Annotated in this window: 21 protein-coding genes; 5 read left to right on the top strand and 16 right to left on the bottom strand. The window is 58.3% G+C overall.

Going from position 1 to position 22,215, the window contains the following annotated elements; translation table 11 throughout:
- Window positions 1–3 precede the first annotated feature (3 nt).
- Complete coding sequence (gene purL, locus DW349_RS04940) at window positions 4–3,915, bottom strand: phosphoribosylformylglycinamidine synthase (RefSeq protein ID WP_108125971.1); 3,912 nt, start codon at window positions 3,913–3,915, stop codon at window positions 4–6.
- A gap of 104 nt (window positions 3,916–4,019) precedes the next feature.
- Here purL and mltF point away from each other — a divergent pair, with 104 nt between their 5' ends.
- Window positions 4,020–5,456: a membrane-bound lytic murein transglycosylase MltF gene (gene mltF / locus DW349_RS04935; RefSeq protein WP_108125972.1), complete on the top strand. Its 1,437-nt coding sequence runs from the start codon at window positions 4,020–4,022 to the stop codon at window positions 5,454–5,456.
- Between the two features lie 7 nt (window positions 5,457–5,463).
- Here mltF and DW349_RS04930 read toward each other — a convergent pair whose 3' ends face one another.
- The gene (locus DW349_RS04930) at window positions 5,464–6,336 is read right to left on the bottom strand and encodes a porin (RefSeq protein ID WP_108125973.1); all 873 of its coding nucleotides are present in this window, start codon (window positions 6,334–6,336) and stop codon (window positions 5,464–5,466) included.
- A gap of 2 nt (window positions 6,337–6,338) precedes the next feature.
- Window positions 6,339–7,193 carry a formyltetrahydrofolate deformylase gene (gene purU, locus DW349_RS04925; protein WP_198650511.1) on the bottom strand — a complete coding sequence of 285 codons (855 nt, stop codon included), beginning with the start codon at window positions 7,191–7,193 and terminating at the stop codon, window positions 6,339–6,341.
- Window positions 7,194–7,362: 169 nt separating this feature from the next.
- On the opposite strand from purU, the gene dksA reads away from it, so the two are divergent.
- The 3 genes from dksA (at window position 7,363) to DW349_RS04910 (ending at window position 8,876) form a co-directional block, all read left to right on the top strand.
- A complete protein-coding gene (gene dksA / locus DW349_RS04920; RefSeq protein WP_108125974.1) occupies window positions 7,363–7,770 on the top strand; it encodes an RNA polymerase-binding protein DksA in 408 nt (135 codons plus the stop codon).
- A gap of 118 nt (window positions 7,771–7,888) precedes the next feature.
- Window positions 7,889–8,344: a hypothetical protein gene (locus DW349_RS04915; protein WP_108125975.1), complete on the top strand. Its 456-nt coding sequence runs from the start codon at window positions 7,889–7,891 to the stop codon at window positions 8,342–8,344.
- Window positions 8,345–8,480: 136 nt separating this feature from the next.
- Window positions 8,481–8,876 carry a TetR/AcrR family transcriptional regulator gene (locus DW349_RS04910; RefSeq protein ID WP_108125976.1) on the top strand — a complete coding sequence of 132 codons (396 nt, stop codon included), beginning with the start codon at window positions 8,481–8,483 and terminating at the stop codon, window positions 8,874–8,876.
- Here the strand turns inward: DW349_RS04910 and dinB are convergent.
- Entirely contained in the window at window positions 8,835–9,935 is a 1,101-nt protein-coding gene (dinB, locus tag DW349_RS04905; protein ID WP_198650512.1) for a DNA polymerase IV, read from the bottom strand. The genes DW349_RS04910 and dinB overlap by 42 nt on opposite strands.
- A gap of 354 nt (window positions 9,936–10,289) precedes the next feature.
- Here dinB and DW349_RS04900 point away from each other — a divergent pair, with 354 nt between their 5' ends.
- A complete protein-coding gene (locus tag DW349_RS04900; protein WP_157954368.1) occupies window positions 10,290–11,114 on the top strand; it encodes a helix-turn-helix domain-containing protein in 825 nt (274 codons plus the stop codon).
- Between the two features lie 10 nt (window positions 11,115–11,124).
- Here the strand turns inward: DW349_RS04900 and lipA are convergent, their stop codons facing one another.
- From lipA to DW349_RS04840, 12 genes are all read right to left on the bottom strand, one after another.
- Entirely contained in the window at window positions 11,125–12,114 is a 990-nt protein-coding gene (lipA, locus tag DW349_RS04895; RefSeq protein ID WP_108125979.1) for a lipoyl synthase, read from the bottom strand.
- Between the two features lie 72 nt (window positions 12,115–12,186).
- Window positions 12,187–12,846 (bottom strand): lipoyl(octanoyl) transferase LipB, encoded by a 660-nt coding sequence (gene lipB, locus DW349_RS04890; RefSeq protein WP_108125980.1) that lies wholly within the window; start codon window positions 12,844–12,846, stop codon window positions 12,187–12,189.
- Window positions 12,846–13,118, bottom strand: a complete 273-nt coding sequence (locus DW349_RS04885; RefSeq protein WP_108125981.1) for an HP0495 family protein — start codon at window positions 13,116–13,118, stop codon at window positions 12,846–12,848. Before DW349_RS04885 ends, lipB begins: the two co-directional genes overlap by 1 nt.
- On the bottom strand, window positions 13,118–14,305 hold the full coding sequence (locus tag DW349_RS04880; protein WP_232819336.1) for a D-alanyl-D-alanine carboxypeptidase family protein: 1,188 nt from the start codon (window positions 14,303–14,305) through the stop codon (window positions 13,118–13,120). Before DW349_RS04880 ends, DW349_RS04885 begins: the two co-directional genes overlap by 1 nt.
- Before the next feature lie 175 nt (window positions 14,306–14,480).
- Window positions 14,481–15,299, bottom strand: coding sequence for a septal ring lytic transglycosylase RlpA family protein (locus DW349_RS04875; protein WP_108125983.1), 819 nt, complete (start codon window positions 15,297–15,299; stop codon window positions 14,481–14,483).
- Complete coding sequence (mltB, locus tag DW349_RS04870) at window positions 15,299–16,297, bottom strand: lytic murein transglycosylase B (protein ID WP_108125984.1); 999 nt, start codon at window positions 16,295–16,297, stop codon at window positions 15,299–15,301. The genes DW349_RS04875 and mltB overlap by 1 nt, the downstream gene beginning before the upstream one ends.
- A gap of 47 nt (window positions 16,298–16,344) precedes the next feature.
- Window positions 16,345–17,475, bottom strand: coding sequence for a rod shape-determining protein RodA (rodA, locus tag DW349_RS04865; RefSeq protein WP_108125985.1), 1,131 nt, complete (start codon window positions 17,473–17,475; stop codon window positions 16,345–16,347).
- Window positions 17,472–19,319 carry a penicillin-binding protein 2 gene (mrdA, locus tag DW349_RS04860; protein WP_108125986.1) on the bottom strand — a complete coding sequence of 616 codons (1,848 nt, stop codon included), beginning with the start codon at window positions 19,317–19,319 and terminating at the stop codon, window positions 17,472–17,474. Before mrdA ends, rodA begins: the two co-directional genes overlap by 4 nt.
- A 46-nt stretch (window positions 19,320–19,365) precedes the next feature.
- Entirely contained in the window at window positions 19,366–19,833 is a 468-nt protein-coding gene (rlmH, locus tag DW349_RS04855; RefSeq protein ID WP_108125987.1) for a 23S rRNA (pseudouridine(1915)-N(3))-methyltransferase RlmH, read from the bottom strand.
- Entirely contained in the window at window positions 19,833–20,210 is a 378-nt protein-coding gene (rsfS, locus tag DW349_RS04850; RefSeq protein ID WP_108125988.1) for a ribosome silencing factor, read from the bottom strand. Before rsfS ends, rlmH begins: the two co-directional genes overlap by 1 nt.
- 41 nt (window positions 20,211–20,251) lie before the next feature.
- Complete coding sequence (locus DW349_RS04845; protein WP_157954369.1) at window positions 20,252–20,884, bottom strand: nicotinate-nicotinamide nucleotide adenylyltransferase; 633 nt, start codon at window positions 20,882–20,884, stop codon at window positions 20,252–20,254.
- The gene (locus DW349_RS04840) at window positions 20,877–22,130 is read right to left on the bottom strand and encodes a glutamate-5-semialdehyde dehydrogenase (RefSeq protein ID WP_108125990.1); all 1,254 of its coding nucleotides are present in this window, start codon (window positions 22,128–22,130) and stop codon (window positions 20,877–20,879) included. The genes DW349_RS04845 and DW349_RS04840 overlap by 8 nt, the downstream gene beginning before the upstream one ends.
- Window positions 22,131–22,215: the final 85 nt, after the last annotated feature.

The raw sequence follows: 22,215 nt of genomic DNA, 5'->3' as shown, positions 1-22,215 counted from the left end.
CGCTTACCCCAACCAGTGACGGGCGTTGCGGAACAACCGCAGCCAGCCGCCATCTTCCTGCCAGCTGTCCGGCTTCCAGGAGTTGGTGACCGCGCGGAACACCCGTTCCGGGTGCGGCATCATCACGGTGGCGCGGCCGTCGGCGGTGGTGAAGCCGGTCATGCCGAGTGGCGAACCGTTCGGGTTGAACGGATAGCGCTCGGTGATCGCGCCCTGGTTATCGACGTAACGCATCGCCACCAGACCGCTGTTGTGCGCCTGCTGGCGATGCTGTTCGTCGCGGAATTCAGCCAGGCCTTCGCCGTGCGCTACGGCAATCGGCATGCGTGAACCGGCCATGCCGGCGAAGAACAGTGACGGCGATTCCGGCACTTCGACCATCACCGCCCGGCCTTCGAACTGTTCCGATGCGTTGCGCACAAAGTGCGGCCAGAGTTCAGCGCCGGGAATCAGATCGCGCAGGTTCGACATCATCTGACAGCCGTTGCACACGCCCAGACTGAACGTATTCGGATTCTCGAAAAACGCCTGGAAGGCGTCGCGCACCTGAGCGTTGAAGCGAATGGTTTTGGCCCAGCCTTCGCCGGCACCGAGCACGTCGCCGTAGGAGAAACCGCCGCAAGCGACCAGACCACGGAAGTCGCTCAGTTGCACGCGGCCGGCCAGCAAATCGCTCATGTGTACGTCGACCGAATCGAAACCAGCGCGGTCAAACGCGGCCGCCATTTCCACCTGACCGTTAACGCCCTGCTCGCGTAGAATCGCCACCGGCGGTCGGGCACCGCCGATCAAAGGCGCGGCGATGTCGTCACTCGGATCAAAACTGAGTTTGGCGTGCAGGCCCGGATCGTTGGCGTCGAGCCAGCGGTCGTATTCCTGCTGCGCGCAGTCGGCGTTGTCGCGCAGCGCCTGAATGCGGTAGCTGGTTTCGTTCCAGGCGCGCAATAAATCGGTGCGTGCCTTGACCAGAATTTCCTCGCCCTCGACCAGAATGCGCACGAAATCGTCGTCGTTGCATTGGCCGATCACGGTGGTGCAGTCGCCCAGACCCGCGGCGGTGAACTGCTGCAAAATCGATTCGGTGTGGTCGCGCTTAACCTGAATCACTGCGCCCAATTCTTCGCTGAACAAGGCTGCGGCGTGGTCGCCGTCGCTGACACGGCCCAGGTCGATGTCGATGCCAGTGCGGCCGGCAAAGGCCATTTCTGACAGGGTGGCGAACAGGCCGCCATCGGAACGGTCGTGGTAGGCCAGCAACAATTCATCGCTGACCAGACCTTGCAGCACGGCCCAGAAAGCTTTCAGATCTTCCGGGTCGTCCAGATCCGCCGGCACGTCGCCAACCTTGCGATAAACCTGCGCCAGCGCCGAACCCGCCAGACGGTTCTGGCCGCGGCCGAGGTCGATCAGAATCAAATCGGTGTCGCCCTGGTCGGTGCGCAATTGCGGCGTGACCGTGCGGCGCACATCGGTTACCGGCGCCAGGCCGGAGACGATCAGCGACAGCGGCGCGGTCACCGCTTTGGTGCGGCCGTTGTCGTCCCAGGTGGTGCGCATCGACATGGAGTCTTTGCCGACCGGAATGGTCAGATCGAGCGCCGGGCAGAGTTCCAGACCCACGGCTTTAACGGTGTCGTACAAAGCCTGGTCCTCACCCGGGTGACCGGCAGCGGCCATCCAGTTGGCGGACAAACGCACCCGTTTCATCTCGCCGATGGCGACCGACGCCAGGTTGGTCAGCACTTCGGCCACGGCCAGACGACCGGACGCCGGCGCGTCGATCAAGGCGACCGGTGTGCGTTCGCCCATCGACATGGCTTCGCCGGTGTAACCCTGATAACCGCTGGTGGTAACCGCTGCGTTGGCGACCGGAATCTGCCACGGGCCAACCATCTGGTCGCGTGCGACCTGGCCGGTGATGGAGCGGTCGCCGATGGTGATCAAAAAGCTTTTGCTGGCGACGGACGGCAAACGCAACACACGTTCGGCGGCGTCGTTCAAGTCGATGCCTTTGCTGCTGAAGGCATCACGATCAAAGTCGGTGCGATCAAACGCACGGTCCATGCGCGGCGGTTTGCCAAGCAGAATGTTCAACGGCAGGTCGATCGGGGTGTCGCCGAAATGCTGATCGGTAACCACCAGACGGCGGTCCGTCGTGGCTTCACCGATGACAGCAAACGGACAGCGTTCACGCGCACACAGCGCTTCAAACTGCGCCAATTTCTCTGGCGTGACCGCGAGGACGTAACGCTCCTGGCTTTCGTTACACCAGATCGCCAACGGCGACATGCCCGGTTCGTCGTTCGGCACATCGCGCAATTCGAATTTGCCGCCACGGCCGCCGTCGTTAACCAGTTCCGGGAAGGCGTTCGACAGGCCGCCGGCGCCGACGTCGTGAATAAAGGCAATCGGGTTATCGGCGCCGAGCTGCCAGCAACGGTCGATGACTTCCTGGCAGCGACGCTCCATTTCCGGGTTGCCGCGCTGCACCGAAGCGAAATCCAGATCTTCGTTGCCTTCGGCCGAATCGACCGACGACGCCGCACCGCCACCCAGACCAATCTGCATGGCCGGGCCACCAAGCACGATCAGCTTGGCGCCTTCGGGAATGGCGTCCCAGGCTTTATCGACGTGGTCTTCGCGGATGTTGCCGTAGCCGCCGGCGATCATGATCGGCTTGTGGTAACCGCGCACTTCTTTGCCGTTGACGCCCGGCGCGGTGATTTCCAACGTGCGGAAATAACCGAGCAAATTGGGGCGGCCGAATTCGTTATTGAACGCCGCCGCGCCGAGCGGACCATCGATCATGATGTCCAAAGCAGACACGATGCGGCCGGGCTTGCCGTATTGGCTTTCCCACGGCTGCACGAAACCGGGAATGTTCAGGTCGGATACGCTGAAACCGGCCAGGCCCGCTTTCGGTTTGCCGCCGGTGCCGGTAGCGCCTTCGTCGCGAATTTCACCACCAGCGCCGGTTGCCGCACCGGCAAAGGGCGCGATGGCGGTCGGGTGGTTGTGGGTTTCCACCTTGAACAGGATGTGGACGTTTTCGTCGTGGTAACCGTAATGATGATCGGCACCGGGGTAGAAGCGGCCGGTTTTAAAACCTTCGACCACCGCCGCGTTGTCTTTGTAGGCCGAGAGCACGCCGGTGCTGTTGTTCTGGTAGGTGTTCTTGATCATTTTGAACAGCGACCAGGGCTGTTCTTCGCCATCGATGGTCCAGGTGGCGTTGAAGATTTTGTGACGGCAATGTTCGGAGTTGGCCTGGGCAAACATCATCAGTTCGACGTCGGTCGGGTCGCGTTCCAGGCCGAGGTAGGCGTCCAGCAAGTAGTCGATTTCGTCGTCCGCCAGCGCCAGGCCCAGTTCGTTGTTGGCGCGAACCAGAGCGTCGCGGCCGCCGGTCAACACCGGCACCCGGCCCAGTTCGGCGGGGGTTTGACGACCGAACAGAGCGTCGGCTTCCGGTTCGGCCAGCAACAGGCTTTCAGTCATGCGATCGTGCAACACCGCGCCCACAGATTGGCGTTCGGCGTCGCTCAGGTCCGCCTTGGTGACCAGACGATACTCGATGCCCCGCTCCAGGCGGCGTACCGTCTGCAAACCGGCGTTGTGGGCAATGTCAGTGGCTTTAGTCGACCAGGGCGACAGCGTGCCCAGCCGCGGAATTACCCAGAGCGCCGGGCCGTCGATGTCCTGGCTGTCGCTGCTCGGTCCGTAGTGCAACAGGGCTTCGAGAACCGCTTGTTGATCGGCGCTCAACGGCTCGGACAGATCGGCAAAATGCCGGTACTCGGCGTAAACATCGGTGATCTTGCCAGCCAGCGTCGGTTCCAGGGCGGTGCTGAGTCGTTCCAGCAGTCGCTGGCGACGAAACGACGAAAGGGCGGGGGTTCCACGAAGTGTCAGCATGACGGGACGGCCTGTTCGTAAGAGGGGAGAAAAAACGGCGCGTATGGTAGCGGAAAAGCGGCTAGAATGGCAGCGTCGTACCGCCCTCGTCTGTTGATGTTTCTATGGTTTTTTTCTGGTCAAATCCCATCCGCAACAGCCTGCGCCTAGGCCTGTTTGCGCTGCCCGTTCTGCTGGTGTTGTGGCTGTTGCTACAGGGGCTGCAATGGCGCAATCACTGGGACCGCGTGCTGGCGCGCGGTTCACTGGTCGTAGCCGTGCGCGAAAGCGAAGGCGTGTATTGGCCGGAAGATCAACGCTACGTCGGCCTGGAACACGATCTGCTGGAACAACTGGCCGATGACCTGGGTGTCAACGTTCAGCTGTTTTCGGTTACCGACACCGCCGATCTGTACCGGGCGCTGGCCAGCGGCGCGGTCGATCTGGCCTTGCCCGGCACCACCCTGACCGATGCGCACCAGTTTATTTCCGGCACGCCCTACCTCAGTTCCCGGGTCGGCCTGGTGCGCGCCATGGGCGCGCGTGATGCGACGCCGCAAACCAATCGAGTCGCCCTGCTCGATCCGTTCGCTCACGATTGGGTGCTGGCGCAACTGAGCCAATCCGGCACCACCCGGCTGTCGCCACAAGGCAGTGAATCTGCCGCTGAATTAATGACCCGAATTGAACTGGGCGAACTGGAAATGGCGGTTATGGACCGGCGTGATTTTCTGGTGCAACGGCCATTCTTTCCCAATCAATGGTTCAGCCCGTTGAGCGATCAACCCAGGCCGATTGGCCCACTGTTTCGCAATCAGAGCGATCATTCGTTGATCGACAAGGTCAATCAGGCGATTCAGCAGATGAGCGAAGACGGCCAGTTGAATCGTCTGCAGGATCGGCATCTGGGCCACACCGCCGATTTCGATTACGTCGGTAACGTTACCTTCGAGCGCCACATGCGCACACGCCTGCCCAACTTTGAAGACAGCTTCCGCGCCCAGGCCGACGCGACTGGGCTGGATTGGCGTTTGCTGGCATCGGTGGCGTATCAGGAGAGTCATTGGCGCGCCAACGCGGTGTCGCCGACCGGCGTGCGCGGCATCATGATGGTGACCTTGCAGACAGCGCGCGACATGGGCATCAGCAACCGTCTGGATCCGGATCAAAGCATTGAGGCGGGCAGTCGTTTTCTGGCGGGCATTAAGGATCGTTTACCGACGCGCATTGTCGAACCGGACCGGACCTGGATGGCGTTGGCCGCCTACAACGTCGGCCCCGGCCATTTGGAAGATGCGCGACGCATCACCGAAAACCAGGGCGGCGATCCGGATTCCTGGATCGATGTGCGCCAGCATCTGCCGAAGCTGGCGCTCAAAGCCTGGTACCCCTGGACCGAACACGGCTATGCCCGAGGTCACGAACCCGTGGTCTACGTCGCCAACATCCGTCGCTATTACAACCTGATGCGACGCGCCTACCCACAAGCGGCCGAACACAGCACCGGGCAACCGCTAAATACCTTGCCGATGCCCGGACTGCCGGTAGAACCGGTGTTCTGACGCCGGTTCAGAGACGCAGCTGGAAACCAACCTGGCCCAACAGGATTTCGTCTTCCGGCTGCCAGCGCACCTCGAAGAAATTGTTCACGTTAACGGTGAACAGCTGCTCAAATCCCGCCGACCAATATTCCACCCCGCCCGGGGTTTCATCCTGACCGTAGGCAAATTTAGAGACGATCTGGCCGGTTTGATAATCGACACCGATGTCCCACGCCAGCGGGTCTTCACGGAACAGATAAGCCGCCGACAAGGCCCAGGGGCCATCGGCCCAGCGCAGACTGAGGCCCCAACGGCCGGCGTCCTGCGTTTCATCCTGATGGTAACTCAGGCTGGCCTGGCCTTCGGCGGTGTACAGGCCGGTCACCACGGTCCAGGCGGCCAAAGTGTCGCTGGCATCTTCATCTTCGAGTTGCCATTCAGCGGCGAAGAATCCGGCCTCACGACTGCTCAATTCCAACTGCACCAACCGGTCGGCAAAAGGATCCAGGTATTGCCCTACCGCTGAACTGTCAGCGCCAGTGCCCTGCATCAGGCTGACCGGCTCTGCCAGATAGTTGTATTCCAAGGTGGTTATCCGGCCGGCGCGCACTTCATATAAGGCCTGTTCCAGACCGAGATAGAACTGGCGCGCACTGGCGCTGTCTTCCAGCGGATCAACATCGGCCTCGGCAACGCCGACGTAGCGCGTGCCGTTGATGGCCTCAACGGCCTCAATGCCGAGCCAGGAATGACGCGTCGCCAACGACCATTTGCCGTCCTCGCCATCGGTTTCCTGATAATTGCCCTGAACTTGAATCTGACCGGTAAATCGACTGTCAGTGGCATTCGCCACGGCGGGAAGGGCCACCGCCAGGGCGGCCAGGTAGAAAGGTTTTTGCATTGTCAGTTAAACACCACTGTTTTATTGCCATGTACCAAAACTCGGTCCTCAAGATGCCAGCGCAAACCGCGCGCCAACACCGTCCGTTCGCAGTCTTTACCTAAGCGCACCATGTCGTCGATGCGATCACGATGCGTTACCCGCACCACGTCCTGGTCGATGATGGGTCCGGCATCCAGATCTTCGGTCACGTAATGACAGGTCGCGCCGATCAGCTTCACACCGCGCTCGTGCGCCTGATGATACGGCCGGGCACCGATGAACGACGGTAAAAAGCTGTGATGAATATTGATGATGCGATACGGCAATTTGCCGCACAGCGCTGGCGGCAAAATTTGCATGTAGCGCGCCAGCACCACGGTATCGGCTTTGTAATGCTCGATCAGACGTTCCACTTCGGCAAAATGTGGCGCCTTGTTTTCGGGATCGACCGGCACGTGATGGAAGTGAATGCCGTGCCACTCGACCAGGCTGCGCAAATCGTCGTGATTGGAAATGACGCAGGGAATGTCGCAATCCAGATCGCCGCTGTGCCAGCGGTTAAGAATGTCGGCCAGGCAATGGCTGTCGCGGCTCGCCATCAGTACGACCTGGGGTTTGACTGCCGAATCGGTGATGCGCCAACTCATATTCAGGTCGGCGGCAATGGGCGCGAAGACTTCCGCCAGGGTGTCGGCACCGAATGGCAGCGAACTGGCTTTGATTTCGTTGCGCATGAAAAACCAGCCCTGTTCCAAATCGGCATGATGGTTGGCTTCCATGATGCTGCCGTTGTACTGCGCCAGAAAATTACTGACCCGCGCAACAATGCCGACACGGTCCGGACAGGACATCACCAGGCGATACACACCTTCCATTGAGGGCTACTCCAAGGGCTTGAATCTACAGGAAAAAAGCTGTTTTAACGGCCTGGGTGATGATATATGATGTGCCCTCTTTTGACGACTGCGAGCAAAATTTGTACAGCTTGCAGCCCCTTGGAAAGCCCTTATTAAAGGCAACCAAGCGACCGAACAGGAATCCAATATGCTGACTGAAGAACAGTTGTTGGCAGCTCCGGACGAGGAGTACATGAACGAAGCGCAACTGGCGTTCTTCCGTAATCTGCTGCAAGAACAAGCAGACGAAGTACGCGCTGCGCTTAAAGAAGCTCGCGAAACGCTGACCAAGTTCGAAAATGAACCCGACGAATTGGACAAGGCCAGCATCGAAGAAGAGCGTCGCATGAACTTGCGCTTTCTCGACCGCCAGACCAAATTGCTGCCGAAAATCGATGACGCCATCAAGCGCATCGACGCTGGCGATTTCGGTTACTGCGAAGTGACCGGTGAGCCGATTGGCGTTCGTCGCCTGTTGTTGCGCCCCACCGCCACTCTCTGTGCCGAAGAAAAGCAGCGCCAGGAACGTCAGGAACGCAATTTCCGCGACGCCTGAGCCGCCAGCCAGACTCGAAAAAGCGCCCATTGAGGCGCTTTTTTTTGTGCCTGCGCATTTGGCACAAGCCTTGCGATAGACCGCGATAACGGCAACATCGACGGTATTGGAGAACGGCATGAGTGTCAGCCTGCAAGGTCTGGAACGCTACCAGTCACACCAACAACTCAGCCACCTGGACACCCCGCCCAAGGCGGCAGAAGCGGGCAAAACGGCGGACAGTGCCGCTACCGACAGTCTGCAAGACGATTCGGTATCGCTCAGCGACGGCATCATCATCCTGGAATGGATTGCCGACAACAGCCCCAATCTCAGTGCCGCCAGCGGCAACGAAGCGGCCAATCTTGGCCGCCTGTCCGACCGCCTGCTGCGCTACGACCTAATTTCCGTTCCCGAAGCAGGCAGGCTGATGAGCCTGGCCAAACCCCTGGAAGACAACCCGGTGGAGCCGGCCGGTTTGCCCGAGCGCATTCAACACCGTGTCGAACACAGCGACACCCGCTCCGAACGCCAGCAATGGCAAAAACTCGGACGTCTGGTCAGCACACTGAGCGCCGCCCAGCAGTTGCAATAAGCCGCACCGCCAGCCGGCCAATACGAATACATCCCAGATAAACAGCGCGTTACAAAACAACACGAAGCGAAATTTAGCGGCCTCTGAAATCCACTGCTAGATTTTAAAACGCTGTTTACTCGGATGTATTCACGCCATGATTAAGAAAGAAAATATTCTCGAATCGGCTCGCAATGTCTTGTCTCAGCAAGGCATTAACAAGCTGTCACTGCGTAAAATCGCGGCTGAAACCGGCTGCGCTGCGCCGTCCATTTACTACTACTTCCGCAACAAGCAGGAAATTGTCGCTGGGTTATGGGAAGCCATCGCACCGGATCTGTTGCGACAGCTGAACAACCCCGCCAATAACGACGAAGCCTACAGCGACTTCTGGTTGCAGCGCCCGGATGATTTCAAGCTGTTCATCACTCAGGCCGAGTACTACCCGTACGTGTCGCAAACGGCAGCCTATCAGACACTCCGCTCAATGCTGGGCGACCGGCTGTACGAACTAAACGGCCGACTGATGGACCGCATCTACACCAGCGAGTGACATTCCTTCAAATAACGCCAACTGCTGGCTGGGTGCTTCTTCCACGAAACGGACGCCCAGCCCCAGCAATCTCACCGGCTCCTGCCGACGCTGCCAGGCTTCCGCCAACAACGGCTCAAACGACTCCAGAGCGACGGGCAACGCCCGCTCCACCGTGGTCTGACGAAACGAACGAAAGCGCATTTTCAGAAACACCCGATCGATATCAGCAACCTGCTGACGCCGTGCCAGACGGCGTTGCAGTTCTTCGTGCAAAGCTGCCAATTCGGCGCGGCAGGCGGCTTCGTCGGGCAAGTCAGTTGGGTAGGTGTGCTCAACGCTGAGTGACTTGGCCCGATACTCGGTGCGCACGGGTCGATCATCCTGCCCTCGGGCCAACTGATACAGTCGCGGCCCGAACCGGCCAAACTGATCCACCAACGTCATCAATTCAGCCTGCTGTAAGTCGCCACAGGTGCGGTAACCCAACTGATGCATCCGTTCGGCGGTCTTCTGACCCACGCCAAACAACCGCTCCACCGGCAGTTTGCGTACAAAATCTGCCACCTGATCGGGTGTGATCACGCAAAGGCCATCGGGCTTGTTCCAGTCGGATGCAATTTTGGCGAGGTATTTATTGGGCGCTACGCCGGCCGACACCGTGATGCCGGTTTCACGTTTGATCTCCGCACGCAGATGTTCGGCCAGGCGTGTCGCGCTGCCGGCAAACGCCCGGTTGTTGGTGACGTCCAGAAAGGCTTCGTCGAGCGACAACGGCTCAATGCGGTCGGTGTAACGGCTGAAGATGTCCCGCATCTGGCGTGAGACGGAACGGTACACATCAAAGCGGGACGGCCGGACGATCAATTGCGGACAGAGTGCCAGCGCACGGCCGGTAGGCATGGCGGAACGCACGCCAAAGGCACGCGCCTCATAGTTGCAGGTAGACAGCACACTTCTCGGCCCTAACCCGCCGACCGCAACCGGCTGGCCCCGCAACTCGGGGAAATCCCGAACTTCCAGCGCGGCGTAGTAACAATCGCAATCGATGTGGATGATTTTTCGCCCGGTCACAACCACTGCCCCCAGTGCACCAGCGCGGCCAATATACTGTATGAATTTACAGTTTTCTAGCGTGAATGTGTTGGTTTGGCGGTGGTGAGGAGGCAACAAAAACTCGCCCGCAGTCGGCGGACGAGCAAGGGGACGGAAAAGTGAGGGTTGTCTGTAGAACGTTCACAACCAGGGTGTGAAGCAGAAGAGACTCGTTGTCAGCAAAGCCAGCCTTCCCGGCTGTTCCCTATGCCTTTGCTGAGGCAAGTTATCACTTCCCTGTGATGGCGCCAGACTCCCTTCAGCGCGCAGTCGTATTCTGCAATGACCCCCAGCGGTGGTACAGTCACAAAGGTAGCCATAATTACGATAAAAAACGCCATGTTTGAACCCCAAGCGCCGCCGACCGAAGTCTTCCTGGCGCATCAGGGCGAGCCACCCGACTACGCCACCATTGAAGAAACATTGGCCGATCAGATTGGTCAGAACCTGCGTTCGGTGCGCAGCCATCTGGGCCTGGGTCAGCGCGGTCTGAGTGAGCGCATGCAGATTTCACTCAGCCAATACCGCAAGTACGAGGCCGGCCGGGATTTACCCCGATTGCATTCCGCCCTGCTGTGGTCGCTGGAAACCGGATTGCCAACGCATTGGTTGTTCTATGGCACCCGTTACCAACAATGGCTGCAGTTGCCGTTCAAACCCGCCTGGGTGCCGGTGCTGTATTTCGTGAATCGCGCGCCCGATTGGGCGTTGGAAGCCCTGCACTCGGTACTCCGGGGCTTATTGCGGGACTACAGCACGGAAACCAATCCGTTCGTCAGCGTTGCTGAGTTGCGCAGCAGTCTGAGCGCGGGGTTGTTGCGTGACCCCTACTATCGGTCGGTGTCGGAAAAGCTGCGCGACTTTCGTTTGCAGCGTGAGGTTTCTCAGGAAGAAGTGGCGCGGTTGATGGGGGTGTCTTTGGCGGCGTATAAAAAATACGAAACGCCCGAGTTGTGCCCGCATTACAGCGTCAACATGATCATGCGGTTTTGGATGGCGACAGGAACCAGTCCGCTGTCGCTGTCCAAAGAAACGCCGGTCTATCTGTACCGGCAAGCGCAGAACGCCAACTTTGCGATTCTGCTGCCCTGGTTGGAGCGGCTGGACGAAGCCGGTTTGGCGCGGGTGAACGAAGTGTCCCGCGTCTTAGCCGAACCGGCGTAAAACGTTGGTCTTAACCCAGACCAACGTTGTTCTTTTCCAGCACCTGTTCAGCGCGGTAACTGGACCGGACGAAGGCGCCCGACACCACTTCGAGGAAGCCACGTTCCAACCCCCAACGGCGGTATTCCTGGAACTGTTCCGGCGTCACATAACGCTCTACCGGCAAGTGGTTCAGCGACGGTTGCAGATACTGACCAAAGGTAACGATGTCGACGCCAATCGCTTTGAGGTCATCCAGCGTTTCCAGAATTTCCTCATCGGTTTCGCCCAAACCGAGCATCACGCTGGTCTTGGTCAACACCTCTGGCTTGTAACGTTTGGCGTGTTCCAGCACCGCCAGTGTTTGTTCGTAGCTGGCGCGCGGATCACGCACCGGATGCGTCAATCGGCGCACCGTTTCAACGTTCTGGGCGAAGACTTCAATGCCGGAATCCACCACCACTTCGACATCGCTGAGTTTGCCCTGGAAATCCGGTGTCAGAGCTTCAACGGCGGTGTCCGGGTTGACTTCCTTAACGCGCTTAACAGTGGCTGCGTAGTGTGCTGCACCGCCGTCTTCCAGGTCATCGCGGTTCACCGACGTCAACACGATGTATTTCAGGCCCATCAATGCCACCGACTGAGCGGTGTTTTCCGGCTCTTCCGAATCCAGCCAGCCGTGAGAATTGCCGGTATCAACCGCGCAGAAACGGCAAGCCCGGGTGCAGACATCGCCCATCAGCATGATGGTCGCGGTGCCGGCACTCCAGCATTCGCCGATGTTCGGACACATCGCCTCTTCACACACTGTACTCAGCCGATGCTCATGAACGATGCCTTTCACCGCCTCGTATTCCGGCCCGGTCGACAGACGAACCCGCAACCACTCGGGCTTACGCTCGGTGTTACGACGCGCATCCTTATGCACCTTGATGCCATTTTTAATGGCGGTGACGCCGTTATGGTTCACAAATTTGCGACCACTTTCGACTTGAACTACAGGAATGCGGTTTTCGCTCATACAGGCAGGCTCATAGCAGTGAAACGACGGGGACGAATGATAGCAACGCGACCGCGCCTAAGCGACCGGCTTTCAGCCAGCCTGACGTTGCTCGGTCTCAGCATCGACCCATTGGGCATGCAAATCGAGGCGTTGGCAGAACAATTCAACCCAGCGTCGTTGGATGGCGGCTCGATTCACATCGGACATGAAATCGGCCAATTGCGTCATTTCCATGCCCTGATAGCCGCACGGATTGATGCGTTGGAAGGGCTCCAGGTCCATGTCCAGATTCAACGCCAGGCCGTGGTAACTGAAGCCGCGCTTGATGCGCAGTCCCAGTGAGCAGATCTTGCGTTCGCCGACATAGACGCCCGGCGCGTCAGGACGCGCTGCGGCAGTAACACCCTGCTCGGCCAACAGGTCGACAATGCTGTCTTCCAGTGCCGAGACCAACCGGCGGACATCACTGCCCAAACGCTTCAAATCCAACAGCACATAGGCCACCAACTGACCAGGGCCGTGGTAGGTCACCTGACCGCCCCGATCGGCCTGGACCACCGGAATATCGCCGGGCATCAACAGATGTTCTGGCTTGCCGGCCTGGCCTTGGGTGAAAACGCGTTCGTGTTCGACCAGCCAGATTTCGTCCTGGCTGCCGGCTTCGCGCTGCTCGGTGGACCGCTGCATGGTATGCCAGGTTGGCAAATACTCAGCCCGGCCCAGATCGCGAATTAACACCTCGGCGCTCATCAGATCACCATCTTGACGCGTTCATCGGATTTGAGTTGCTCGAACAATTCACTCAAATGCACTTCTTCTTCGATGCGCATGAACACCGTCAGGCTTTCGAACCGGCCGTTGCGGCTTGGCTTGGTGGTGAACGAATCCAGCGTCAGCTGCTCGTCGAACTGGACCAGTACCGAATGCACGAAGTCGCACAAAGCGACTTCGGCATCGCCGACGACCTTGATCATGTAGTCGTCGCACGGAAAGGAAATTTTGGGGGCGTCAGGCTGGCTCACTATTCACCGTCACCACTGAACAGGTTAAAGAAGAACAACAAAATATAGTCCCAAATCCGGGCAAAGAAACCCGACGACTCCACTGGCTCCAATGCCAGCAATGGCCGGCGCGCAACTTCTTCGCCGTCCTGACGCACCACCAGCTCGCCCAGTACCTGGCCGGTCTGCACTGGCGCTTTGATCACCGGGTTGATGTTCAACACCGTGCTGATGCCGCCTTCGCCACCACGGGCAATGGTCAACCGCATGTCGTTGGCCAGACCCAGATTGACCTCATCGGACTTACCAGCCCAGACGCGCGCCTGATACAGCGAGGTATTGGCTTCGTGCAACTGAGCGGTCTGGAAATAACGGAAGCCGTAGGCCAGCAGTTTCTGCGTTTCCTGGCTGCGTGCTTCGTCGGAGCTGGTACCCATCACGACGCTGATCAGCCGCATGCCGTCTTGCGCGGCCGAGGCGGCCAGGCAATAACCGGCTTCGTCGGTGTGGCCGGTTTTCAAACCGTCGACCGATGGATTACGACCCAACAACGAATTGCGGTTCGACTGAGTAATGCCGTTGAAGGTGAAATTACGTTCCGCGTACAGCGGATAGAATTCGGCGTTGTTGTAGATGATGGCGCGCGACAGGATGGCGATGTCGCGAGCGGACGAATAATGCTCGTCCGACGGCAAGCCGGTGGCATTTTCAAAATGCGTCTGCGTCATACCCAGGCGCTGGGCATAGGAATTCATCATCTGCGCGAAATTGGTTTCACTGCCGGCGATGTGTTCAGCCATAGCAACCGAAGCGTCGTTACCCGACTGAATGATGATGCCGCGCAGCAAATCTTCCATCGATACATAACGGCCTTCCTGGATAAACATCCGCGAGCCGCCGGTCTGCCAGGCTTTCACGCTGACCAACGTCTCGTCGTCCAGATTCATACGGCCTTCGATGATCTCGCGCTCGGCGATGTAACTGGTCATCAATTTGGTCAGACTCGCCGGCGGCTGGCGCTCGTCCGAGTTTTCATCGACTAGAATCTGCCCGGTCTGCGCATCCATCAGAATGTAGGACGACGCCGCCAACTGAGGCGGAGCCGGGATAATCGGTTCGGCCTGAAGCGGGCTGGCGATGCTGGTGAGAAAGGCGAGGCAAACAGATGCAACGATGACAACACGGGGTTTGAAACGGCGTTTCAACACGAACACTGTCCTTATTTCAGAAGTGGCTGATAACTGTGGAATAGAGGGCCCGCCTGACAGGCGACACCGGCCGCAGGCCGGCATTGTACCAAGGCGACCAGTAAAATCACCTTGGCGGTTGTAAGCAGAGTGAAAGCGTAAAGGATGTGAAAGCCGACGCTGACCTCAATCGCGGTCAGTTTGCCCCAACCAGCATCGGTCGACCCAACTCCGGGCTGGTCAATTGCTGCTGTAATTGCAGCGCACGATCGTAGTCCACCGGGCCGATGCGCACGCGGAATAAATCGCTGTGATCGATACGAACGGTGTCCTGAACCCGGCCAGAAACCCGGTCACGCAATGCTTCAGCAGAATTGCGTTCGCTGAACGCACCCAGTTGCACGTAGTAGGCGGTCTGCCCCACTGGTGCCGGACTGCTGCTGCCACCGCCGTCGAACGACAACGCTTCAACACGAACCCGAGCGGTACCTTTGTGCACGTAGTCGAGCTTGACCGCACCGGCGTACGACAAATCAATCACCCGCCCCGGATGAAAAGGCCCGCGGTCATTAACCCGCGCGATGATGCTTTTGTTGTTTTCCAGATTGGTAACCCGAACCCAGGTCGGCAACGGCAAGGAACGGTGCGCCGCGCTGATCTGATACATGTCGAAGACTTCGCCATTGGAGGTGGTGTGGCCGTGGAATTTGGCGCCATACCAGGACGCCAGACCTTCCTCGACGTACTGATCCGCACTGGCTAACACATAATACTGACGACCATTCACCACATAAGGACTGGCATTGCCGCGTGGGCTGATCGGCTCAAAACGTGGCGTGGGGATAACGATGTCGTCGGCACTTAAGGTTTGGGTCTGGTCCGGGCCTCGATCCTGACTGATCGAATACCGGCCGGCGTTGCTTTCTTGCACGACACCCGAACTGTATTGCGTCGAACAGCTGGTCAACACCAGCATCAGCACCGGCAGCAGGCTGAGCCCGCGCGCTGATACCATTACTGCGCGCCCTCACGCGCCGATTGCACCGCTGTGCGTAATTCTTCCGACAATTGATACACCGCCATGCTGTAAACGATGGAGCGATTGTAGCGTGAAATCGCCCAGAAATTGCGATAGCCCAGCCAGAATTCAGCGCCCAATTCTCCGTCCAGCCGAATCGGATGAACCTGGGCATCATCGCTCAATGCCTGAACCGGTTCCCAGCCTTTGGCGCGGACGTCGATCAAATCCTGATCGCGATCAAAACTGTTGAGTTTGACGCTCAGATAATCGCCACTGACGTGCGCCCGGGTTGCCACCAATTGACCGCGTCGCCAACCGTGCTGACCCAGATAATTAGCGACCGAACCGATGGCATCGATGGGGTCATTCCAGATATCAATATCGCCGTCTTCATCCAGATCAATTGCATAAGCGAGATAACTGGACGGCATAAATTGCGGATAGCCCATGGCACCGGCGTAGGAGCCATTCACCGAACGCGGCGCAAAACCCTGATCGCGGCTGATGCCCATAAAGTTGATCAATTCACGCTGAAAATAATTGGCACGCCGACCTTCGGTTACAGCCAAAGTGCCTAACGCATCAAAGGTGCGGTGCTGACCCAGAAAACCACCGTAGCGGGTTTCCACGCCGATAATGGCTGCAATCACTTCCGGCGCCACGCCAGTGCGCTCTTCGGCTTTATCCAACCATTGCGCCTGCTCGTCCATAAACCGACGACCGTTTTCGATCATGGCGTCGGAAATAAACATGGGGCGATATTGATGGTAAGACTGGGTGCGTTCGGCCGGATTGGCCAGCGACTCAACGTTGCGTTCCAGGTATTCACCTTCGGCAAAGAGCGCTTCCATTTCACTGCGATCGAAGCTGTGTTCAGTCACCAATGCATCGATAACACTGCGACTGAGTGGATGGTCGATCAGACTGTTGGCCTGGGCTGTTGAACCGGCGCACACGCCCATCAACAGCAAATGGCAGACAACTCTGGACATCGGTCTTCCTTCTTCTGGTCGGGCCCCGCCGCTGGCGGAGCGTTCAGCTAACGTGGATGGGTGCTGATCGACATCAACACACCGAACCCGGCCAGGAGCGTTACGATGGAGGTACCCCCGTAACTCACCAGCGGCAAGGGTACACCGACCACTGGGAGGATGCCGCAGACCATGCCGACATTTACAAAGACGTAAATAAAGAACGTCAGCGTCAAACTGCCGGCCAATAATCGACAGAAATTATCGCGGCCGCGCACGGCAATCAGCATGCCGCGCATCAACACCCAAACGTAGGCCGCCAGCAACAACAACATGCCGACAAAACCCAATTCTTCGCCGAGCACCGCAACAATAAAATCGGTATGACTTTCCGGAAGAAAATCCAACTGCGATTGAGTGCCAAGCATGTAGCCTTTGCCCTGCAAGCCACCGGAACCGATGGCGGTAATCGACTGAATCGTATTCCAGCCGGCACCGAGTGGATCGGACTCTGGATTGAATAACGTCAGTACGCGTTGGCGCTGATAGTCGCGCATCACGTAGATCCACAACACCGGCATCATGCCAATCGATAAGGTGGTCAGCGCCAGAATCAATTTCCAGCTCAAGCCGGCAAGAAAAATCACAAACACACCGGAGGCGGCAATCAACAACGCCGTCCCCAAATCGGGCTGCTCGACGATCAACACCACCGGCGTCGCCAACAGAATGACCGAGACAAACAAATGCCGATATTTAGGTGGCACGCCGTACCGCGATAAATACCAGGCCAACATGATCGGCAACGCCAATTTCATAATTTCAGCCGGCTGGAATCGAAACAGACCCGGAATCGTCAGCCAGCGCTGCGCGCCCATGGCGTGAGTGCCCAATACCGGCACAGCAGCCAGCAACGCAACGCCGACCAGGAACAAACCCAGGCTCCAACGCTGGAAAAAATTCGGGTCGAATTGCGCCACAACAAAGAGCACACCAAAGCCAACGGCCAGGCGTACCATCTGGCGTAATACGACGTTCCAATTACCGCCTGTGGCACTGAACAGAATGAACAGTCCACAACCACAAATCAGCAACAAACCAAAGAACAAATACGGGTCCAGATGCACGCGCAACCACAGGCTGCGCGGCCGATCCATACGATGGTCAGGACTCAGTCGAACGGAATCCATTAAGCTCATGAGTTCGACTCCAGTCCGAGATAATAATCAAACAACTGCCGCACGATGGGCGCGGCGACACCACTGCCGCCACCGCCGTTTTCAACCAACACTGCGACGGCAATTTTGGGGTTTTCCAAGGGCGCAAATGCGTTAAACCAGGCATGATCCTGGAAGCGTTCCGGCACGTCTTCGATGGGGTTACCGTCGTCGTCACGCTCAATCGCAATCACCTGAGCAGTACCGGATTTGCCGGCCCAGTCGTAGCTGGCGCTCAAGCCCGAACCCCGGGCTGTACCGCGGTTACTTTGTACCACTTCGTGCATAGCCTGATGCATGCGATCCCAGTTGGTGGGATCGTTTAATTCGATGTCAGCGGGTGGTTCAGGAATATTGTCCATCAACTGATTGTCGTTGCTGTAGCGCAACAAACGGGGCGTGACCCAATGCCCTTTATTCGCCATAACGGCCGTAGCAATGGCCAACTGCATTGGCGTGGTCAACATATAACCCTGACCGATACTGAGGTTAACGGTGTCACCTGCGTACCAGGCAAAACCGTGGCGGTTTTTCTTCCAGTCGCGCGTTGGATTGATGCCAGGTTCTGAGTTGTACACGTCGGCGGCGGTGACGCGGCCGAAACCAAATTGATCCAGCGTATCGTGGATGGATTCGAGCTTCATTTTGTAAGCAAGCTCGTAGAAATAGACGTCACAGGATTGCGCGATGGCGGTGGTCATATTCACTTCACCGTGGCCGCCACGAAGCCAGTCGCGGTAGATGCGATCGTCATTGGGTAACTGGAACCAACCGCGGTCGTTGATGGTGTAATCCCAAGTAACAAAACCCTGATCCACTCCCGCAATGCCGATAAAGGGTTTGATAGTAGAAGCAGCCGGATACTGACCGCGAATAGCGCGGTTCAAAAACGGTTTGTCAGGTGAATCGCGCAGTTGGTTGTACAACTCCAGCGGGAAACCCGAAACATACAGATTGGGGTTGAAACCGGGCTGGCTGACCATTGCCAGAATGCCACCGGTTTCCGGTTCGATGGCGACGATGGCACCGCGCCGGTCACCCAGCAATTCAACAGCCTTTTGCTGCAATCGGCGGTCGAGATACAGATGCAGGTTAGCGCCCGGTTGCGGCGGCTGCCGTTCCATGACGCTGATGATGCGTCCGCGTGCGTTGGTTTCCACGCGTTGAAAACCGGGCGAGCCCAGCAAGGCCGATTCGTATTGTCGCTCCACACCCTGCTTGCCGATGTAACGCGTACCGGCGTAGCGCCCCAAATCGACCGAGCGCAATTCTTCTTCATTGATGCGGCCGACGTAACCCAAAACGTGCGCAAAGGTATCGCCATAAGGGTAATGTCGAATCAATTCCGCCTGCACCTGAACGCCTTCAAGAAACACGCGATTGGCCGCCAGAATCGCAATTTCGCGTTCATTCAAATTGAGTTTTAAAGGAATGGGTTCGAACGGACGCCGGTAGGATTTCAAGCGCTGGAAAAAGCGTTCTTTCTGCTCATCGGAGATGTCGACCATGGTGCTGACTTCTTCGATCAGCGCGTCGACATTCTGAGCACGTTCCACCACCACACTGAGGGTGTAACTGGGTTGGTTGCGGGCCAGCAAATCGCCATTGCGGTCATAAATTAACCCACGCGTTGGCGCGATTGGCAGCACTTCGAGACGGTTATTTTCCGAGCGGGCGACGTGCTGTTCGTTTTCGATGATCTGTAAATAAAACAGCCGGGCGACCAGGATCAACAGCATCAGACAGACGAAAACCGCTGCCGCCGTCATCCTGTTTAAAAACAACCGCCGTTCCTGTTCGCGGTTGTCGAGCGACGTATTCAACATGGGCGGCAATTACTCATGACAGCCAAAAGGTCCGCTGAAAATCGGGTCACTTATGGTAAGGGTGGTTACGGGTAATGGTCCAGGCACGATACAACTGTTCCGCGAGCAGTACGCGCACCAAGGGGTGCGGCAGGGTTAACGCCGACAACGACCAGCGCTGGTCGGCACGCGCCAGACAACGGGCGTCCAGGCCATCCGGACCGCCAATCAGCAAGCTGATGTCACGCCCTTCGAGCCACCAGTTTTCCAACTGACGGGCGAGTTCCGGCGTGGACCAGGCTTTACCATCGACGGCCAGGGCGATCACTTTATCATCCGCACGAATGGCTGCCAGCATGGCATCGCCTTCTTGGGCAATGGCCTGTTCAATCGGACGATTTTTCGCGCGCTGACCGAGCGGTAACTCCACCCATTCCAGCGGCATTTCGGCGGGTAATCGCTTATCGTATTCGGCCACACCGTCTTTAACCCAGGCCGGCATTTTTTGCCCGACCGCGAGCACACGCAGCTTCATTATTCGATCGCTTCGGAACCCATGGGGCCGGCGCCGGACCAGAGTCGTTCCAGATCATAATAAGCGCGGGTTTCCGGCAACATGACGTGCAGCACGAGATCCGTGAAATCGAGCAACACCCAATCCGAACCGGCGCCGCTGCCTTCCTGGGCGCGGGCGATAAAGCCTTTCTTTTTCAAATCTTCGGCGACGGAATTGACCACCGCCGACAGATGCCGCCGCGAGGTACCGGAGGCAACTACCAGGGTGTCCATCAAGGAGGTTTTATCGGTGACATCGATCACCTGAACGTCTTGCGCCTTGATGTCTTCCAGGGCTTCGATCACGGCCTCAGTCAAGCCGGCAGGTTGGGCATTGGCGGTTTTGCTATCGGTCATTCGGTTTTCCAGGTTGCGACCTCCACAGGAGGGCTCTTGATTCAATGAAAGCTCGGCCGGTACAGACCAGCCGTCTTGATGTAGTGATAAATGGGCGCCGGCAATTCCGCCTGCCAATCCAGACGGCCGCGGCGCAGGCTGGTGGAGGATAAGTCCGAACCGGTCGCCGGGCCAGCCAGCCAGGCTCCGCCGGTTAAATCCAGCTGCGATAAGTGTTCGACCTGTCGCAATGGCAGGGCCGGAACAGTAATCGGATCATTACCGCGAGGGAACACCCAAAAGTGCGAGCAGCGGATCAGGTCGTCTACGCCATCCCAACGTGCCAGCGATGCGAAGGCGTCGGCGCCCATCACGAAAACGCGGCGCCAGTTTGGGTATTCCTGTTGCAATGCCGTCAGCGTATCGCGGCTGTAACTCGGGCCGGGGCGGTCCAGTTCACGGCGATCAATCACCAGCCGGTCGGCTTCGTCCTGCGTCTGGGCCCAGGCCTGCAACATCGCCAGGCGATCCTCCGGCGACGCCTGCGCCGCGGCCTTCAACGCCGGTAATTGGCAAGGCACCAACCGCAACTGGCGAACCTCAGGGTTCGCCAGAACGGTTTGGCACAGCCATTCGTGAGTGCGATGAAAGGGATCGAAGGTGCCGCCGAACACGGCCATGAGCGGATTACTCACGGATCTGGCCGTCTCCAAGCACGATGTATTTCTGCGAGGTCAAACCTTCCAGACCAACCGGGCCCCGGGCGTGAATCTTATCGGTGGAAATGCCGATTTCCGCGCCCAGGCCGAATTCAAAGCCGTCGGCAAAACGGGTAGATGCGTTAATCATTACCGACGCCGAATCCACTTCGGTCAGGAAACGACGACCACGGGTGTAGTTCTCGGTGACGATGCTGTCGGTGTGCTGGCTGGAATAGGTGTTGATGTGCTCAATGGCTTCATCCAGACCGGCAACCACGCGGATCGACAGAATCGGACCCAGATATTCAGTGGTCCAATCTTCCTCGCTGGCGGCGTTGCAATCGATCAATGCCTGAGTGCGTTCGCAGCCGCGCAACTCGACACCGCGTTCAGTGAAGGCGGCAGCCAGTTGTGGCAGCAATTCTTCGGCACGCGATTGAGCCACCAGCAAGGTTTCCATGGCGTTGCAGACGCCATAGCGATGCGTCTTGGCGTTGATGGCGATGTTCATTGCCTTGGTCGCATCGGCGTCGTCGTCGATGTACACGTGGCAGATGCCGTCCAGATGTTTGATCACCGGCACGCGGGCGTCGCGGCTGATGCGTTCGATCAGACCCTTGCCGCCGCGCGGTACGATAACGTCGACAAGCTCAGGCATGGCGATCAATTCGCCAACGGCGGCGCGGTCGGTTGTCTCGACCACCTGCACCACCGCTTCGGGCAAACCGGCCGCCGCCAGACCAGTGCGAATGCACGCGGCCAGCGCCTGATTGGATTGAATGGCTTCGCTGCCGCCGCGCAATATCACCGCGTTGCCGGACTTGATGCACAGACTGGCCGCTTCAATGGTCACATTAGGACGCGACTCATAAATGATGCCGATCACGCCCAGCGGCACGCGCATCTTGCCAACCTGAATACCCGACGGGCGGAAATTCAAATCGGTAATGCCACCGACCGGATCGGCCAGCGCCGCCACCTGATGCAAACCTTCAATCATGGCGTTCACGCGCGCATCGGTCAGTTCCAGGCGGTCCAGCATGGCAGCATCCAGGCCGCGTTCACGACCGGCCGCCAAGTCCGCCTGATTGGCCCGTTGCAGCGCCGGTCGCTGCTGCGCAATCGCCTCAGCAGTAGCCAGCAACGCCCGGTTTTTGGTGCCGGTATTGGCACGCGCCAAGGCGGTGGCGGCAGAACGGGCGGCGCGACCTAAGTCGTGCATGTAATCAGTGACATTCATTGGAGCAATCTCTGGTCGTCTCGCTGTGATTGTCGTCGGGCGATTTGCCGTGTCATTTCAGGCTGACAGCCCCGGACCGATGAGC

This window comes from Saccharospirillum mangrovi (assembly GCF_003367315.1).
Lineage (GTDB): Bacteria > Pseudomonadota > Gammaproteobacteria > Pseudomonadales > Natronospirillaceae > Saccharospirillum > Saccharospirillum mangrovi.
Note: the sequence above shows the minus strand (reverse complement) of the source record. Positions and strands in the feature narration are given on the sequence as shown.